Origin of the sequence: Parvibaculum indicum (genome assembly GCF_011762095.1) — a bacterium.
GTDB classification, from domain to species: Bacteria; Pseudomonadota; Alphaproteobacteria; order Parvibaculales; family Parvibaculaceae; genus Parvibaculum; species Parvibaculum indicum.
In genome coordinates, this window is record NZ_JAASQO010000010.1 from 95,478 (window position 1) to 112,594 (window position 17,117).

At 61.3% G+C, this 17,117-nt stretch carries 18 protein-coding genes; 8 read left to right on the plus strand and 10 right to left on the minus strand.

Annotated features, from left to right (window positions below; genetic code table 11):
- Nucleotides 1-294 precede the first annotated feature (294 nt).
- The 3 genes from FHS78_RS13155 to FHS78_RS13165 all read left to right on the plus strand — a co-directional run bounded on the left by FHS78_RS13155 (nt 295) and on the right by FHS78_RS13165 (nt 4,741).
- On the plus strand, nt 295-1,623 hold the full coding sequence (locus FHS78_RS13155; protein ID WP_167094832.1) for a hypothetical protein: 1,329 nt from the start codon (nt 295-297) through the stop codon (nt 1,621-1,623).
- 83 nt (nt 1,624-1,706) lie between these two features.
- Complete coding sequence (locus tag FHS78_RS13160) at nt 1,707-3,563, plus strand: acyl-CoA dehydrogenase C-terminal domain-containing protein (protein WP_167094833.1); 1,857 nt, start codon at nt 1,707-1,709, stop codon at nt 3,561-3,563.
- 410 nt (nt 3,564-3,973) lie between these two features.
- Entirely contained in the window at nt 3,974-4,741 is a 768-nt protein-coding gene (locus FHS78_RS13165) for an SDR family oxidoreductase (RefSeq protein ID WP_167094834.1), read from the plus strand.
- Between the two features lie 168 nt (nt 4,742-4,909).
- On the opposite strand, the gene FHS78_RS13170 is transcribed toward FHS78_RS13165, so the two are convergent.
- From FHS78_RS13170 to FHS78_RS13185, 4 genes are all read right to left on the minus strand, one after another.
- Complete coding sequence (locus FHS78_RS13170) at nt 4,910-5,620, minus strand: type 1 glutamine amidotransferase domain-containing protein (protein ID WP_167094835.1); 711 nt, start codon at nt 5,618-5,620, stop codon at nt 4,910-4,912.
- Between the two features lie 79 nt (nt 5,621-5,699).
- Nucleotides 5,700-6,677 carry an alpha/beta fold hydrolase gene (locus FHS78_RS13175; protein ID WP_167094836.1) on the minus strand — a complete coding sequence of 326 codons (978 nt, stop codon included), beginning with the start codon at nt 6,675-6,677 and terminating at the stop codon, nt 5,700-5,702.
- A gap of 322 nt (nt 6,678-6,999) precedes the next feature.
- The gene (locus tag FHS78_RS13180) at nt 7,000-7,923 is read right to left on the minus strand and encodes an alpha/beta fold hydrolase (protein ID WP_205305312.1); all 924 of its coding nucleotides are present in this window, start codon (nt 7,921-7,923) and stop codon (nt 7,000-7,002) included.
- A gap of 5 nt (nt 7,924-7,928) precedes the next feature.
- On the minus strand, nt 7,929-8,837 hold the full coding sequence (locus FHS78_RS13185; RefSeq protein WP_167094837.1) for an alpha/beta fold hydrolase: 909 nt from the start codon (nt 8,835-8,837) through the stop codon (nt 7,929-7,931).
- A gap of 270 nt (nt 8,838-9,107) precedes the next feature.
- Between FHS78_RS13185 and FHS78_RS13190 the strand changes: the two genes are divergently transcribed.
- On the plus strand, nt 9,108-10,319 hold the full coding sequence (locus tag FHS78_RS13190) for a TIR domain-containing protein (protein WP_167094838.1): 1,212 nt from the start codon (nt 9,108-9,110) through the stop codon (nt 10,317-10,319).
- Between the two features lie 2 nt (nt 10,320-10,321).
- Entirely contained in the window at nt 10,322-10,984 is a 663-nt protein-coding gene (locus tag FHS78_RS13195; protein ID WP_167094839.1) for a hypothetical protein, read from the plus strand.
- A 144-nt stretch (nt 10,985-11,128) separates the two neighbouring features.
- On the opposite strand, the gene FHS78_RS19430 is transcribed toward FHS78_RS13195, so the two are convergent.
- The 4 genes from FHS78_RS19430 to FHS78_RS13210 form a co-directional block, all read right to left on the minus strand.
- Nucleotides 11,129-11,323 carry a hypothetical protein gene (locus tag FHS78_RS19430; protein WP_246220494.1) on the minus strand — a complete coding sequence of 65 codons (195 nt, stop codon included), beginning with the start codon at nt 11,321-11,323 and terminating at the stop codon, nt 11,129-11,131.
- 33 nt (nt 11,324-11,356) lie between these two features.
- Nucleotides 11,357-11,569 carry a DUF6998 domain-containing protein gene (locus tag FHS78_RS19435; protein ID WP_246220495.1) on the minus strand — a complete coding sequence of 71 codons (213 nt, stop codon included), beginning with the start codon at nt 11,567-11,569 and terminating at the stop codon, nt 11,357-11,359.
- Between the two features lie 343 nt (nt 11,570-11,912).
- Entirely contained in the window at nt 11,913-12,350 is a 438-nt protein-coding gene (locus FHS78_RS13205) for a hypothetical protein (RefSeq protein WP_167094840.1), read from the minus strand.
- A 149-nt stretch (nt 12,351-12,499) separates the two neighbouring features.
- Nucleotides 12,500-12,985, minus strand: coding sequence for a hypothetical protein (locus FHS78_RS13210; protein WP_167094841.1), 486 nt, complete (start codon nt 12,983-12,985; stop codon nt 12,500-12,502).
- 313 nt (nt 12,986-13,298) lie between these two features.
- Here FHS78_RS13210 and FHS78_RS13215 point away from each other — a divergent pair, with 313 nt between their 5' ends.
- Nucleotides 13,299-13,790 (plus strand): GNAT family N-acetyltransferase, encoded by a 492-nt coding sequence (locus FHS78_RS13215; RefSeq protein WP_246220496.1) that lies wholly within the window; start codon nt 13,299-13,301, stop codon nt 13,788-13,790.
- Here FHS78_RS13215 and FHS78_RS13220 read toward each other — a convergent pair.
- Nucleotides 13,771-15,018, minus strand: coding sequence for an MFS transporter (locus FHS78_RS13220; protein ID WP_167094842.1), 1,248 nt, complete (start codon nt 15,016-15,018; stop codon nt 13,771-13,773). The two genes, FHS78_RS13215 and FHS78_RS13220, sit on opposite strands and share 20 nt — an antisense overlap.
- A gap of 191 nt (nt 15,019-15,209) precedes the next feature.
- Here FHS78_RS13220 and FHS78_RS13225 point away from each other — a divergent pair, with 191 nt between their 5' ends.
- Nucleotides 15,210-15,857 (plus strand): 2-hydroxychromene-2-carboxylate isomerase, encoded by a 648-nt coding sequence (locus FHS78_RS13225; protein ID WP_167094843.1) that lies wholly within the window; start codon nt 15,210-15,212, stop codon nt 15,855-15,857.
- On the opposite strand, the gene FHS78_RS13230 is transcribed toward FHS78_RS13225, so the two are convergent.
- On the minus strand, nt 15,854-16,138 hold the full coding sequence (locus FHS78_RS13230) for a hypothetical protein (protein WP_167094844.1): 285 nt from the start codon (nt 16,136-16,138) through the stop codon (nt 15,854-15,856). The two genes, FHS78_RS13225 and FHS78_RS13230, sit on opposite strands and share 4 nt — an antisense overlap.
- A 244-nt stretch (nt 16,139-16,382) precedes the next feature.
- Here FHS78_RS13230 and FHS78_RS13235 point away from each other — a divergent pair, with 244 nt between their 5' ends.
- Complete coding sequence (locus tag FHS78_RS13235; protein ID WP_167094845.1) at nt 16,383-16,853, plus strand: GNAT family N-acetyltransferase; 471 nt, start codon at nt 16,383-16,385, stop codon at nt 16,851-16,853.
- Nucleotides 16,854-17,117 lie beyond the last annotated feature (264 nt).

Here is a 17,117-nt window from a genome sequence, read left to right on the forward strand (position 1 = left end):
ATCGAAATCGCCTAGATACAGGCGATTTTCTGGGTTCGGAAGAAAGCTGCAACTCGCGGTATGAACCTCATGGTCACCGTTCGACTGCGCATTCCTGTTCACGTAATACCTCATTCCAAGACTCCTTTTTTGCTCTAGAGCCACTGGATACCGACACCTCTTCTTTTTTATTTAGTATGGACTCACGACGATTCTGAAGAGTGAGTCAATATGAATCCTGTGCATATAAATCAGACTTGATTTCCACCAGCACATTTGCGCGAATATTCAAGCTTCATACTCGGGGGAGGCACGATGAAACTCCAGCAAATCCCGCTCAAAGAATTGAGCGTAAATAACGCAAACGACCGACATGGGGAGCTGCTTGACGAAGACAAAGCCATTGAGTGGCTGCTTTCGAAACACGCAGCCCAAATGCGGAAACTTACGGCGGACATCGTGAAAGAGAGTACTATTTACGAACTTCCACTAGTCCACAAACACGGCGCAGGCTTCACTGTCTACGACGGAAACCGGCGTATCACCTGCCTAAAACTACTCGCTGATCCGCAAAAATCTCCGACCACGGACTGGGCAACTTTCTTCACAAACGAACGACTGAAATGGGATGGCTCCTTCCCCAACAGCATCGGCTGCCAAGTGGAGACGGATCTCGAGCGTATAGATGAAATCCTGTATCGAAGGCACACCGGCTCTCAAGGTGGAGTCGGACAAACTCAGTGGAACCCTGAAGCAAAATCAAATTTCGAGCGCCGAACAGGAAAACACGCCCGAATAAATCTTGCTGAGGAAGTTGAGACACTGCTGCACACCAAAGGAGCCCTTGCGGAGAAAGCGAGGATTCCACGTTCAAACTTCAATAGGTTGTTCTCCTCTGAGACATTCCGCAATCGAGTAGGAGTATCGGTAAGGGGCAACAAGCTAAAGATTACGCACGACGAAGCTAAAGTTATCTCAGCGCTATCACGCGTCGTACAGGATATGACGCGCAAGGGCGACGAGAGACTTACTCTAGAGAAAATTTGGAGTAACGCTGGAAAACGTACCTACCTCGACGACCTTGAGCGAGAAGGCATGCTCCCTTCTGCACACGACGCTCGTCCTGCGGAACCAATAAAAGTAGAGAAAGCCCGAGAGCCCAACAAAGCGACTCAAGATAGGCCTGCCACCCCCGCCGAACGAAAACACTTAATTAGAAATATCGATTACGGCGTTGAAGCGACACCTGAAATTCAGCGCGCGCTCGATATCTGGAACGAGCTTCAGTTCGAATTACAGTTTGGTCGGCATGATAATGCCATCGCAGTACTATTTCGGCTGCTTCTCGAGTTTTCTATCGAACATTACATCAAGGCTGCAACGTTAAGCACCGTGTTCCCGAACGATAAACTTAAGAAAAAATTTCAAAAAGTATTGGACGACCTAGAAAAAAAGGGTGATCTAGATTTCTCGGAGAAGAAAAATCTCGAAAAATTCACGCAAAGCGATCCAATCATATCTTCAACAACTTTAAATACTTACGTGCATGATCCGAACTTCTTTCCATCTGATCAACACTTGAAATCAATGTGGGATACGCTTTCCAAGTTCATTGTGATTTGTCTAAACGCAGCCAAGCCGTGACCCCACCCCTCGACAAAGCCCTTCCCCTGCGGCATATTCCGGCCCGCCCGATCTACTTACAAATTTGAAAACAGAGGTGACGCATGCCCGGCTACAAGGCACCGGTCGAGGATTTCCTGTTCCTGTTCCATGAGCTGCTCGAAATCGACAAGCGCGACGATCTGCCGGGCTTTGCCGAGCTGACGCCCGACATGACGGGCGCGATCCTGGAAGGCGGCGCGAAGTTCTGCGAGGACGTGCTGCAGCCGCTGAACCAGGTCGGCGACGAGCATGGCTGCGTGCTGGAAAACGGCGTCGTGCGCACGCCCCCCGGCTTTAAAGAGGCGTTCCAGGCCTATGCCGAAGGCGGCTGGAACCGGCTGGGCGCGCCGGAGGACGCGGGCGGCGCAGGCCTGCCCTCCATCGTCACCTTCGCCTTTACCGAAATGGGCATGTCCGCCAATCAGGCCTTTGCGATGTATCCGGGGCTCACGAGCGCGGCCTATTCCGCGCTCTGGGCGACGGGCGAACCCTGGATGAAAGAACATGTCGCCAAGCGCATGATCGCGGGCGACTGGGCGGGCACCATGTGCCTCACCGAGCCGCATTGCGGCACCGACCTGAAGCTGATGAAGACCAAGGCGGTGGAGCAGGAAGACGGCACCTATCGCCTGTCGGGCACGAAGATCTTCATCTCCGGCGGCGACCACGACATGACCGAGAACATCATCCATATGGTGATCGCGAAGATCCCGGATGAGAACGGCAAGCTGGCCGACGACCTTTCCACCGTGAATTTCTTCATGGTGCCCAAGGTGATGGTCGACCAGGAAACCGGCGAGCTGAAAGACCGCAACGGCGTGACCGTCGGCTCCATCGAAAAGAAGATGGGCATCAAGGGCAATGCGACCTGCGTGCTGAACTTCGACGACGCGGTGGCCTATCGCCTCGGCGCGCCGAAGAAGAAGGATGAGAAGCCCGCCGAAGGCGGCGAGAAGAAGAAGTCGAAATCGGCAGGCATGGCCGGCATGTTCGGCATGATGAACGGCGCGCGCATGGGCGTCGGCATTCAGGGCATCGCCATCGGCGAGGTCGCCTATCAGAACGGCGTCGCCTATGCCAATGAGCGCCTGGCGGGCCGCGCGCTGACGGGCGCGGAAAACCCGGACGGCCCGGCCGACCCCATTATGGTGTACCCGGATGTACGCCGCCTGCTGATGGGCTCGCGCAGCTTCGTGGAAGGCGCCCGCGCGCTCGCCATGTATGTCTCCATGCTGTTCTCCGCGCAGGTGTTTGCGAAGGACGAGAAGGAGCGCGAAGAGGCCGCCGATATGGCGCAGCTGATGACGCCGATCATCAAGGCCTATTTTACGGACAAGGGCTTCCAGGCCGCGAATGACTCGATGCAGGTCTATGGCGGGCACGGCTATGTGCGCGACCACGGCATGGAGCAGTTCGTGCGCGATGCGCGCATCAACCAGGTCTATGAAGGCGCCAACGGCATTCAGGCGCTGGACCTTGTCGCGCGCAAGATGAGCGCCAAGGGCGGCCGCGCCACCATGACCTATTTCGGCAAGGTGGAAGGCTTCATCAAGGCGAATGAGGGCGACGAAAAGATGAAGCCCTTCATCGAGCCGCTGAAGGCGGGCTATGCGCGCCTCGGCGAGGCGGCAGGCTGGCTGATGGAAAACGCGCCGAAGAACTACAACCACGCGGGCGCGGCGAGCTACGACATCCTGAACCTCTTCGGCACGGTGACGCTCGGGTGGATGTGGGCGCAGATGGCGAAGGTCGCGCTCGAAAAGCTCGAGGCGGGCACCGGCAATCCGGACTTCTACAAGCGCAAGCTGACGCTGGCGCGCTACTGGATGGAACGCGAAATCCCGATGACGGCAAGCTATCTGGAACGCGCCAAGCAGGGCGCCGACGGGCTGATGGCGCTGGACGCCGAAGCGTTCTGATTGAGAGAGGGGCTCCCGCGCTTGTAAAAAGCCGGTGAGTGGGAAGGGGCGCAAGCGGCAACGCTTGCGCCTCTTTTTTTGTTTGGGGGAGGAAATTCTCTTGTTCAGGTGTCATCCCGGCCCTCCTTGCATGTAAAGGAGGCCGGGACCCAATCCACCTCTCGATAGAGAGCGAGTCAGAATGGACCCCGGATCAAGTCCGGGGTGACGATCCGAGAGTATTCGCCGAGCTCCATCTTCACCGTCATTCCGGGCTCGACCCGGAATCCATACCCCGGCTGCGGCAAGTGGCCGATGCGAGTGGGTCCCGGCTTTCGCCGGGATGACACCCTGGGTGAACAATTGCCACCTTCCCTTGCGTCGGCTAGCTTTCCCGCCATCCAGAAACATCCAACGCAAGGGAAACGCCCATGAAAAATCTGTTCAATGTCGAGGGCAAGGTGGTGCTCATCACCGGCGGCTCGCGCGGGATCGGCGAGATGATCGCGACCGGCTTCGTGGAAAACGGCGCGAAGGTCTATATCTCCGCGCGCAAGGCGGCGCCTTGCAACGAACTCGCCGAACGCCTGTCGGAAAAGGGCTTCTGCGTCTCGCTGCCCTGCGACCTCTCCACCACGGAAGGCGTGAACTGGATGGCGGAGGAACTCGCAAAGCGCGAGGAAAAGCTCGACGTGCTCATCAACAATGCGGGCGCGGCCTGGGGCGAGCCCATCGACGACTATTCCGAAAAGGGCTGGGACAAGGTCTTCAACATCAACCTCAAGGGCCCGTTCTTCCTGGTGCAGAAACTGCTGCCCATGCTGCGCAAGGCCGCGAGCGAGGGCGCGCCGGCGCGCATCGTCAACACCGCCTCCATCAACGGCATCGAGCCGCCTGCGCTCGAAACCTATGCCTATTCCTCGTCCAAGGCGGGCATGATCATGCTGACGCGGCATCTGGCGAAACGCCTCGCGCCGGAACATATCCTGGTGAACTGCATCGCGCCCGGCCCCTTCCCCAGCCAGATGATGAAGGAAACGCTGGAGACGATGGGCGACGCGATCCGCGCCTCCAATCCGCTGGGGCGCATCGGCGAGCCGGAAGACATCGCGGGCGTCGCGATCTTCCTCTCCTCGCGCGCCAGCGGCTACACGACGGGCGCCTGCATCCCCTGCGACGGCGGCGCGGCGGAGGTTTAAGGGTTCTCGCCAAGCAATAATGACTGTCATCCCGGCCTTGTGCCGGGATCCAGGAGCGTCTTGCTCTGTGCTTGCAGCCCCTGGACCCCGGGACGAAGCCCGGGGTGACAAGCCAAATGGAATACTCAAAGGGCGGCGCATGATGCGCCGCCCTTTTTCATGTCCGCCTCACGCCGCCTTCCTGAGCGCGTGGAGGGCGGCGATCATGCCGTCGGCGACGGCCTGCGCCGAGGCCGGGTTCTGGCCGGTGACGAGACGCCCGTCCCGCACCACATGGCGCTCGAAAGGCGGCGAGCTTTCAAAGCGCGCGCCCAGCTCGCGCAGTTTCGATTCCAGCAGGAAGGGCACGGTTTTGTCCTTGCCGATCTTGCGCTCTTCCTCGTCGGTGAAGCTGTTGACGGCGCGGTCCTTCACCAGCGGCGTCCCGTCGGAGAGCTTCGCGCCGACAAGCCCCGCGGGGCCGTGACAGACCGCGCCGACCACGCCGCCATTTTCATAGACGGCGGACACGAACTTCGCGAGCACGCTGTTTTCCGGAAAATCCCACATGGTGCCGTGCCCGCCGGGCAGATAGACGGCGTCGAAGCCCTCGGGCTCCAGCACGCCGAGCTCTGTGGACTTTTCGAGCGCGGCCAGCGCATCCTCGTCGGCGAGGAAGCGGCGCACGCTTTCCGGCTGGTCGTCGGGATTGTCGGCAAGGCTCGCCGGGTCGGCCGGCGGATTGCCGCCCTTCGGCGAGGCGAAGGTGACGTTGTAGCCGGCCTCTGCGAAGGCGAAATAGGGCGTGGCCAGTTCCTCGTAATGGAAGCCGGTCTTTTCGCCGGTATCGCCCATCCGGTCGTTCGAGGTGGCGATAATCGCAATATGGGGTTTCGACATGGCATCCTCCTTTGAGATTGCCCCCCCGCTCGCATCGTCCTGAGGGAGACATAGGAAGAAGCGGCGCGGTGTTGAACCCCTAAAGCCCGAGCCAGCGGCGTAAGCGCGAGGCGGCTTCCTCCATTTCCCCGATTATGGATACGGGCTTTTGCCGGGCGGCGGGCCGCGGGGCGCGCGCGGCGGCGGACAGGATCGCCTCGGCGAAAATGTCGGCGAGCGCGGGCGGCACGTCATGCCCCATGCCGGGAATGCTACGAAACTCCGCCCCCGGAATATTCTCCGCCACGTCGCGCCCCGCCGCGAGCGGCACCAGCGGGTCGTCCTCGCCATGCATGACGACCGTCGGCGCCACGATCCGGCGCAGGGCAGCGCGGCGGTCTCCCGAGGCGACCGAAGCCATGAACTGCCGCATCACGGCGCGCGCATCGTAACCGCGCGCGACACCGGCGCGAACCTGCGCGCGCAGGGCCTCGTCATCCTGGCGGTAGCCGGGCGAGGCGAGCAGCCTTTGCAGCCAGACGCCATGCTCCACGATCGCCTGATCGCCGATGGCGCTTGCGGGCACGGGATTGGTGAGCGCGGACAGCACATCGGGCTTGCCCGGCGGCAGGCGCGGATTGCCGGAGGTGGACATGATGGCGGTGAGCGAAAGCACGCGGGCGGGATATTGCGCGGCGACGGCCTGCGCGATCATGCCGCCGAGCGACACGCCCGCGACATGCGCCTTGTCGAGCCCCAGCGCATCCATCAGCCCCACCGTGTCCGCCGCCATATCGTCCAGCGTATAGGGCGTGAAGCTTGGCCGGCCGGACAGCATCTGCCCCCAGAGCCCGGCGACGTCCGGCAGGCGGAAACTGTCGAACTTGGTGGAAAGCCCCGCATCGCGATTGTCGAAGCGGATGACGCGGTAGCCCGCCCCGGTGAGCCGGTCGATCAGCCGCTCCGGCCAGTCGATGAGCTGCCCGCCAAGCCCCATGATGAGGATGATCGCCTCGCGCCGCGGATCGCCATGGGTCTCGTAGTAAAGCTGGAGACCGTGAACCTCGGCATGCGGCATGAGACACTCTTGCGGAAGGAGACGCGGGGACCGGCCGTCATCCTAGCAGCCGCGATGCGACAGGCCCATGAAGAAAGGGTGGGGCACAACGAACAACAGGTGTCATCCCGGCGAAAGCCGGGACCCACTCGCTTGTGCCGCTTGCCGCAACGCCGATGGATCCCGGGAATAAATCCCGGGATGACAGCATGTGTTGGGGGGAAGATACCAAAATCCGGTGTCGTCCCGGCACTTGTTGCCGGGACCCACTCGCAGCCATCCTTTGCCGAATGGCTAATGGGTCCCGGCTTTCGCCGGGATGACACTCGTTTTTCAAATCCGCTCAGTCCGCCGCGCGCGCGCCCGCCGTCGCGGCCCTGGCGTGGTCGGCGATCAGCCGCACATAGGTCTCGCAGAGCGGCACGGGAAGGTCGTGGCCCATGCCCTCGATGAGTTCGAGCTTCGCGCCCGGCACGGATTTCGCCGTGTCGATACCGCCTTCGACCGGCACCAGCGGGTCCGCCTGGCCGTGAATGACGAGGAAGGGCACGCGCACATGGGCAAGCTCTTCCACGCGGCTGCCGTCGCCGACGATCGCCGCATACTGCCGGGCCGCGCCTTCCGGATAATACATATGGTCGTATTCCGCGGCGACCAGCGCGCGCAGCGCTTCATCCGTCTTGCGATAGGCCGGGCTTTCGTAAACGCGGCGGCCCTTCATGCGATGCGCGATGACGACCTCGCGCTCGTCCGAAGCAGGCTGCTCGCGCAGCGCCTCCATCGCGGCCTCGCTGGCCTGAGGCAGGTTCGGATTGCCCGTGGTGGACATGATGGAGGTGACGGAGAGCAGACGCTCCGGATGATGGATCGCCATGCGCTGCACGATCATGCCGCCCATGGAAATGCCCATCACATGGGCCTTGTCGATGCCCAGCGCATCGAGCACGCCGATCCCGTCCGCCGCCATATCGGCGAGCGTATAGGGCATGTCGGGCTTTTCGCCCGCGCGGACGGCCTTCGCCACGGCGGCGATATCGGGAATGCCGGAAAACTTCTGCGTGTGGCCGACATCGCGATTGTCATAACGGATGACGCGGAAGCCCTCCGCCCGCAGGCCCTCCATCAGCTCTTTCGGCCAGCTCATCATGGTGGAGGTGTAACCGTTGACGAAGAGAATGGCGGGCGCGCCCTCCGGGGCCCCTCCTTTCGCTTCCATGTCTTCGATATTGATCTCGATGCCGTTGGCCTTCACTTTCCGCATGGTCATGCGCGTCACTCCGCCGCTTGCGAGGCGGAAGCGCGCGAGGCGGCCGCCGCGATGGCGTCGGCGAACACATCGACCAGCGCCACGGGGAAGTCGTGCCCCATGCCGGGGACGATCCGAAGCTCTGCCCCCGGAATATTCGCCGCCGTATCCTTGCCGCCCGCGACGGGCACCAGCGGATCCGCCTCGCCATGCAGCACGACGGTGGGCACGTTGAGCTTCTTGAGCTTTTCGCGCCGGTCGCCATTCGACACGATGGCCGCCATCTGGCGGACCGTGCCTTGCGGGTAATAGCTGCGCTTCGTGTCGCGCTCCACCCATTCGCGCAGCTGCGCCTCCGGCGTGCGGTAGCCGGGGCTGCCGATGACGTTCCAGGTGTTCATGCCGCGCGCGATGATGGCTTCATGGTCGCTCGGGTCCGGCGCGGGCGCCATCAGCGCGCCCATCGCCTCGTCGCTCCCCTGCGGCACGTCCGGATTGCCGGTATTCGACATGATGGAGGTGACGGAGAGAACCTTTTCAGGATGGTTCGCCGCCATGAGCTGCACGATCATGCCACCCATGGACGCGCCCGCGATATGCGCCTTCTCGATGCCCAGCGCATCGAGCAGCGCCATGCCGTCCGCGGCCATGTCGTCCAGCGAATAGGGCGCCTCCACCGCGCCGCCCGTGGCGAGCGCGATGAAGATCTTCTCCATGTCGGGAATGCCCGCCGCCTCGAATTTGGTGGAAAGGCCCACATCGCGATTGTCGTAACGCACGACGTGATAGCCGCGCTTCACCAGCTCCTCGCAAAGCTCCGTGTTCCACATGGTAAGCTGCGCCCCGAGCCCCATGACGAGCAGGATGGTCGGATTGTCCTTCGCGCCGAAGGTCTCGTATTCGATGGTAATGCCGTTGGCCTGAACCTGCGCCATGGCGTCTCCTCCCCTGATGTTGTTGCCGTTGTTTATGGCTTTAATGGGAGCTTAGCAGGGGATTTGTGGGGGTCTACCCCTCAGGGGGTGGCGGCGAGTTGCAGGCATTTGCTCCACCCGTTGATGTCATCCCGGCGAAAGCCGGGATCCGCCCAAGATATCACTTATCGAAAAACAATATTCGAGAATCGGCGTAGTATAACAATCTGTTCCAATTGAGCGGGGCCAATAGAAATGTTTTCAATTGAGTACCGACGGAATGGCCGCAAGGTGTCTGAGAAAGAGTTTCTTGATAACTTGGGCGACGACATTCTGAACGAAGTTCTTGAATCCTACGCGGAAGAACTACACGGGAAAGCGGCGTCTGTCGTAGATCCAGAAACAGGCAAACACGCCCCTGTCTTCGTCCGCGTTATCGGCCAAGAGGCTCTGACCATACACACGACAGGCTCACCGGCTTTCGCACGCGCCGTGGAAAAAAGACTTGGATGGGATCAAGGAGAAGTTCATCTCATGAATGAACCAGCCGACCGAGAGCGATTGGTCTATCTCGCTCATGCTTCAGAAGATAAGGCCATTGCCAAACCGCTAGCAGAGGGACTCGTGCAGCGCGGCATAGATGTTTGGTACGACAATTGGGAAATTGGACCCGGCGACAGCCTTCGAAGAAAAATGGAAGAGGGCCTAGGTGATTGCACTCACTTCGTCGTCCTGCTTACAGCACGTTCGATGAAGAAGCCGTGGGTTCAAGAGGAAATAGACGCAGGCTTGATGAGAACGGTAGAAGGTTCAGCCAAGTTTATTGGACTGCGCCACGAGTTAGACCTGTCATCATTGTCACCATTTTTGCGCACTCGCTTAACTCCTGAGCTCAAACTCGGCAACGACGGCTTGGAGGAGTTGGCAGGCCACATATATGGCGTAAGCAAAAAGCCACCTTTGGGCGAAGCTCCAAGATACATTCAACAACATGAACCGGGCTCAAGCTGGTCCTCTTCAGCAAGGATTGTTGCTGAATACTTTGTGAGAGCCAGCCCTCACGCCAAACCAATGGAACCACAGGTTGAGTACGAGGAAATTCAGCAGGAGACCGGCCTTCCGATGCCAGATGTAAGGATTGGTGTTCTTGATCTCGAGAATGCAGGTCTTGTCGAGAAGCGGGAGTATGTAGGCGGAGACGGCGTTATCTGGCCAAAGTCTGATCTCTTTATGACCTTTGACGGAGAGTTCAAGGAATGGGACCCGGAGGCAGATGCCCGAGATTTAGCCGTCCATCTATTCAATCTTGAAGAAGATTACGCCGACGCTAACGAAGTTGGCACTTCCTTAGGCTGGGAGCCGCGACGCTTTAACTCTGCTGCTGCTTATCTCGTCGGGGCAAAGATCGTTGAATCCAGGGAGTACTATGGAAGCGACAACGACTACTGGCCATGCGGCTTCATGATAGGCGATGAGTTACTCCGCTTTGTACGGAGTATATAAAATTGCCAGAGCTAATTTCGTGCTTAGCCAAGTGGCAGACTCTGATATCAGGCTCGCTCGCAGTACTCGCCGCCACGGGAGGCTCGGCGATTTTAATTTATCAAATACGGCAAGCTAAATCATTTGAGTCTGATAGGCTCGACCGTCGTCACAAGGCGGCCCGCGCTCTTCTTCCACTAGTTCTCAGCGCCCTTATTGATTATTCAAGGTCAGCAGCTGCAGACCTGAAAAATTTTCATCTCGCATCGCATGGGAACGTAGTCGACAGAAATGCGCTAAACGCTTGGCAGATACCTCCAGTTCCACACGATGAAATTCGTACGCTGACAGACGTTGTTGAAGCCGCCTCAAATGAGGTAGCCACAGCAATTGCAGACTTAATCGGTGACATTCAAGTTCAAGCCGCCCGCCTGCGCGGCCTGCAATCCGAGACTCGAGTTACATCAAAGACAGATCTAGAAGAATATATCCTCGACGTTGCGGAGATTTATGCTCAGTGCGAAAACATGTTCGACTATGCTCGCCGCGAGACTGACATTGTTCGACCTGAGATCAAATATGAAGACATGCGAAGATCTCTACGCCTAATGAATTTTTACGACGCTCAATTCGGCGAACTAATGGAAACCGTGGCGCGGCGATATCCACAAAATCAATCCGCTTAAAAGTCTCTCCAATGGATCCCGGCTTTCGCCGGGATGACACCTGTGGGTGTGGCGTCGGGCCGTGCCCTGCGCGGGCCCTACGCCGCCCCCTCGCCCGGCCAGGCTTCCCGCATCGCCCGCCGCGCAACAAGGCTCGCGACGACCCTAGTCCGCCATTGCGGCGATCAGCCGGTCGGTTACGTCCTCTACACCGGCATCGTTCCACACATCGTCGCGAAGCATGAAGCGGTGGCTATTGGTATGGGCCACATAGGTCGCGCGCCGGGTCACGATTTCCGGCGGGATCAAGGCGGCGCGCAGGACCCGGTAGTCGTGATCGAACAGAACCGCCGCCAGCACATCGAAGCCGTCGAGATCGCGGATGGCGGAGAGCTACCTCGTCTTGCTGTGACGGTGAAGCCGCCGCCCCTTGATCTGGATTCGGCGGCCCTGCTCGCCGGTGGCGTCGAACCCCTTTTCGGAGTTCGAGGCGATCTGCCAGCCGAACGCCTTGCAGAAAAGATGCTCGGCCAGATCGCCCGTGGGATTGTTGGCGCTCCGCAGAATGCCGCGGGCGCGCAACTCCTCCATGATCTCCGCGTGCATAGCCAGTAACCGGGCCGTGGTCCGGCCTTGAAAATCGCTCATAGTGCGATGATAGCGGCGCAGGCGGCCCGGCGACAGGCTTCATGGATCCCGGGAATAAATCCCGGGATGACGGCATTGGTTGGGGAAGGCCGAAAATCAAAATTCAGTGTCGTCCCGGCACTTGTTGCCGGGACCCATTGGCGGTGAGACCGGCCTGAGAAGCGAGTGGGTCCCGGTGTTCCCGGCTTTCGCCGGGACAGGCGCCGGGATGACACCTGTGGGCGTGGCGGCGGGCCGCGCCCTGCGGGGTCCTACACCTCCCCCTCGCCCCGCCAGCCGAAGCGCCGGTGAGGCGGGCGCGTCAGGACCTTGCCGCGATGGGGGCGACCTCGAGAATGCGGTCTTTCAGGTCGACGGCCTTCTTGTGGGAATCGGGGCCGAGCATCTGGCAGATATAGGTGTCCTCGCCGCTTTTGGTTTCGACGATCACGGCCCACCCCTTGGAGATGTAAAACAGCGCGGCCGAGGCACCGCCGAAGAACAGCGCGGTCATGATGGCGACCAGTGTCTTTTCGGCCTGGGGCTCGTCGCCGCGAAGCACGCCGATAATGCTGAGGATCGTAAAAGCCAGAACGGCATAGGCCGCGATGCGCATGCCCAGGCGGTTCCACCGGTCCACCGTGACATTGCCGACCAGGGAACCCGACATCATGGGGCAACCGGGAAAGTAGATGTAGGACTGCGATCTGCCGGCGAAGCCCTTAAATACGTTGCGGGCGATGTGTAGATTCTTCTCCATGACGATTGCTCCGTTCGTGCGTGATCTGCTGCGCGGCTCTCAAGGCTGATTTTCCGGGCACAAACCGAAACCTGAAACCGGGATTGCCTCCCATATGCATCTTTTGGAAACGGCGGCTGCGCCTGTCTGGAATGAGTTTCGGCGGCGGGCTAGGCGGGTGCGCCGTCTTCCAGATCGTCCAGCCCGTTCTCGAGCATTTCCTTGAATTCCTTGATCGGCTCCCCGACGCCGGCCGCATAGACGAAGCTGCCCAGTATCGAATTGATGTTCTGAAGCACGCGCCGAACGGCGCGCTTCCAGGTGAAGGGGGCCGTATCCGCGACGCGGCTCGCCCATTCCATCAACAGATAGAGCTTGGCTCTCAGGGAGTGCCCGGTCAGACCTGCCGACTGGAAGACTTCGATCTCTTTGTATTGAACGGCGTTCCGAGCCGCTTCGAACTCTCCCTGGACCTCGCCCCACGCACGCTCCAGATGGTACGGGGTTTCACCGATGAAGGTGAGCCGCTCGCCCATCCAATACCCTTCAAGGGCGACGGTTCTCAGGCCCCTTTCAAGCTGCACGAGGAAAGACAGCAGCAACTTCCTGTCGGATTCCTCACCATGCTCCGTATCCAGATCGAACGAAAAATCCATCCCTCTTCCCCCTTTTGCCTCGAAGACCGGAAAGGCTGACCGGCAATCGCGACGCCGGACAGCCGGTGGAACATTCTCGGGCCGCGCCCGTTTCATGTAAATCGGTGGGCCCGGTGAATTCCGGCCATCCTTGCCGGTGAATATGTCCGGAAGAGCACGTGTTTTTGCGGGGGCGGACGCATGGCCTGCGATGGCCGCCCCACCCCCTCCCTACCCTCCCCCGTCAAGGGGGAGGGAAAAGAGTCCCGGGCATGACACGATGGGGTTGGTTCGGGTTATTCTGGTCCCAGCGAAACGACCGGGGGGCCGCATCATGCTGCGGATTATCGAGGGGGATTTTTCGGACCGCCGCGTGATCGAGCTGCTGGAGACTCATGTGATGCTGGCGCATGGGGCCTCGCCGCCCGGCACCGCCTATGCGCTGGACCTTGAAGGGCTCAAGGCGCCGGGGATCGGCTTCTGGACCGTCTGGCACTCTGACCGTCAACGGGGGAACGGCAAGGACGCGGAGGAAGAGCTGGCCGGGTGCGGCGCGCTGAAACGGCTCTCGCCCACACATGGCGAAATCAAATCCATGCATACGGTGGCGCATTTGCGCGGGCTCGGCATCGCATCCACCATGCTCGGCCATATCGTGGAAAAGGCGAAGGCGTCGGGGATGACGCGATTGAGCCTCGAAACCGGCACGCAGCACTATTTCGCCTCCGCCCGCGCGCTCTATGCCCGCCACGGCTTCACGCCCTGCGAGCCCTTCGGCGACTACAAGGCCGGACCGCACAACACCTTCATGTCGCGGGAGATCTGATCGGCCGCTCGCCCCGCGCCGTCCGGTCGAGGCCGGGAATCAGGAGGAGGCTCCAGGCGGCAGCGGCGAGGCAATAGGCGCCCATGGCGAGGAGCTGCCAGAGGAAGGGCACGCCCGCGTCGAGCAGCACGCCGATGAGCCCCGGCGACAGCGCGGTGGAAAACACCATGGCCGAGGTCGCGACGCCGCGAATGGCGCCCAGATGCAGCGTGCCGTAAAGCTCCGCCCAGAGCGCGCCGCCCAGCGTGCCGGCGCTGCCCATGGTGATGCCCGCCAGCGCCATGAAGACCGGCAGCACCCAGGGCTCGCCGATAAAGGCGAGCGCGGCGATGGCGGCGGCCAGCGGCAGCAGGAAGAAGGGCAGCACATGGCGCGCGCCGAAGCGGTCGACGAGCCAGCCCGTGCCGAGACCGGAGATCATGTTGACGCCCGCCAGCACCGGAAAGCTCGCCGCGAACCAGGCAAGGTCCCAGCCCTTCGTCTCCACCACCGTGACCTGGTTGATGAAGATGCCGGTGAGGATGAAAGGCGGCGCGAGCAGCACGGGCATCAGCGCATAAAAGAGCGGGGAGCGGATCACCTCGCCGCGCGTCCAGTGATGCCGCTCGGGCGCGGGCGCGGCGGAACCGGGGGCGGCCTCCGCCGTTTCGGGCACGCGGTCGCGCCGCACCAGCGCAATGAGCGCCAGCGTCGGCAACACGAAAAGCGCGGCGGCGATGGCGACCCATGTCATGCGCCAGCCCAGCGCCGCCACCAGCGCCACCGCCGCGATGGGAAAGGCGGCCTCCGCACTCGACAGCCCCAGCACCGCGATGGACACCGCCCGGCCTCGCCTGGCGTTGAACCAGCGGCCCATCGCCGTCATGGCGATATGGGTGAGCATGCCCTGGCCGAAAAAGCGCAGGCCGAAAAAGACGAGCGCCAGCATGAAAGGCGACGAAACGCTCGCCATGCCGAGCGAGACGAGCGCAAGCCCCGCCATGACGCCGACGCCCAGCCGGCGGATGGGAAGATCGTCGGCAAGCCGCCCCGCCCACATGAGAAGCGCGGCGCTGGCCAGCGTGCCTGCCGTGTAAAGCCCGCCGAAGCCGCCTTCCGACAGGCCGAGATCGGCCTTCAGATGGCCCGCGAACAGCGCGATGAAATAGGTCTGGCCGAAGCCGGAGCAGAAGGTGAGCAGGAACCCGGCGGCGAGCCAGCGGAAATCGGCGCGCAATTCGGCAAGCATGGCAACTCCTCGGGGCTCGGCGGCGGCGGGAGGCCCTGCCTAGCACAGGATCCTCTTCCTTACCTCCCCCTCGACGGGGGAGGGAAATGGTACGAAACACGCCAACCGCCCGCCCAGCTTCGCCCCTTGCGTCCCCTGCCCGCGCCCTCCATATTAATGCTCAACATTAAGACAGAGGCAGGGAGGCCCTGATGACGCTCGAATTCGACCTCTTCTGGTCGTTCCGCTCGCCCTATTCCTATCTGGCGACGCCGCGCATCGTGGAGATGGAGAAGACCTACGACCTGAAGGTGAATGTGCGCCCGGTCTATCCCATCGCCGTGCGCATCAAGGATTTCTTCAAGAACGTCAATCCGATGTGGCCGCCCTATCTCATCAACGACACCTTCCGCATCTCGCAATATCTGGGGCTGCCCTATAACTGGCCGGACCCCGATCCCATCGTGATGGATATTTCCACCGGCGAAGTGCCGGAGGACCAGCCCTATATCTCGCGCCTGACACGCGCCGGCATCGCCGCCGTGGAGCGCGGCAAGGGCCTGCCCTTCATCTATGAGATGTCGAGCGTGATCTTCGGCGGCGTGAAGAAATGGAACGAGGGCGACCATATCGAGAAAGCGGCGGCGCGCGCGGGCCTCGACATGGCCGACCTCGACGCCGCCATCGAGAAAGACCCGGAGCACTACGAAAAGGCCATCGCCGAGAACGAAGCCGCGCAGAAGGACGCCGGACACTGGGGCGTGCCGCTCATGGTGTTCGAGGGCGAACCCTTTTTCGGCCAGGACCGGCTGGACCTGCTCATCTGGCGCATGGAGCAGAAGGGGTTGAGGAAGCGCTAGCCGCCGAACATCTGCCAGCCGAGAAAGAGGGCGGGAATGGCCGGGATCGCTGCGACGATCACGCCGGCCAGCCGATGCCCCGCGCCGCGCAACAGGCCGGCAAGGACAAGCGCAAGCGGAAAAGAGGCGATGGCGGCGAGATACCGGACATCGCCCGGATCCGACATGAAGCCATTGGCATTGGTCAGCATGCCCAGCAGCGGAAAGATCGAGAAGAGCGCGGCAAGGCCGTCGATGAAAAAGAAGACGGCAAAAAGGATTTCGAGGATGGCGGGCTTCATGGACGAGACCTATTCGCGCGGCGGCAATAACTATTGATAGTGGGTCCCGGCAACGAGTGCCGGGACGACACCGAATTTCTGGCATCTTTCCTAAAAACAACACACGCTGTCATCCCGGGATTTATTCCCGGGATCCATTAGCACTGCGACCGATCGAGGCGCGAATGGATCCCGGCCCTCCTTGAGTGTGAAGGTGGCCGGGATGACATGTCTATTTTGTCGCTGCCGTGCTATTTCCCCGTCTATGAACGCGACGCATGACATCTCCCTTTCCTTCCGGCCCGTCGGCGCGGCCGACCGGGCGCTGCTGGAGGAGCTGGTGCGGGCCTATTACGACTTCGACGATCACGAATATGAGCCTGCCTTACACGGCCGCGCGCTCGACGCCATTTGCGCGGGCGATCCCAATGTGCGGGCCTGGATCGTTCAGGATGGCGAGACGGTCGCGGGCTATCTCATCCTGACCATCGGCTTTTCCATGCAATATGGCGGGCGGGACGGGTTTCTGGACGAGCTTTTCCTGACGGAGGCCTATCGCGGCAAGGGCCTCGGGCGGCAGGTGATGGCCTTCCTCGAGGCGGAGGTGAGGCGGCTCGGCTTCCACTATCTCCATCTGGAGGTGGTGAAGGCCAATGAGCGGGCGCGCCGCCTCTATGAGAGCCTCGGCTGGGAAGAGACGGGCTGCCTGCTGATGAGCAAGCGGCTGGTGGAGTAAGGCCGCAGCGCCCTCACCTCCCCCTTGAGGGGGAGGTCGGCCCGAAGAGACGGGTGGGGGTAGAGCGCCAAACGCCGACGGATGAGACTGTGGCCCCACCCCCTCCCAACCCTCCCCCGCGAGCGGGGGAGGGCTTTGACGGCATTCGGGCAAAGACGCACCCTTCTCCACTGGACCCGGGGTGACGCTGGGGATAGCCTCCCCGGCTCGTATCCGCCATTATTTCCCCTGTACCCCACCGTATTTTCCAGCCAGACGAGGATC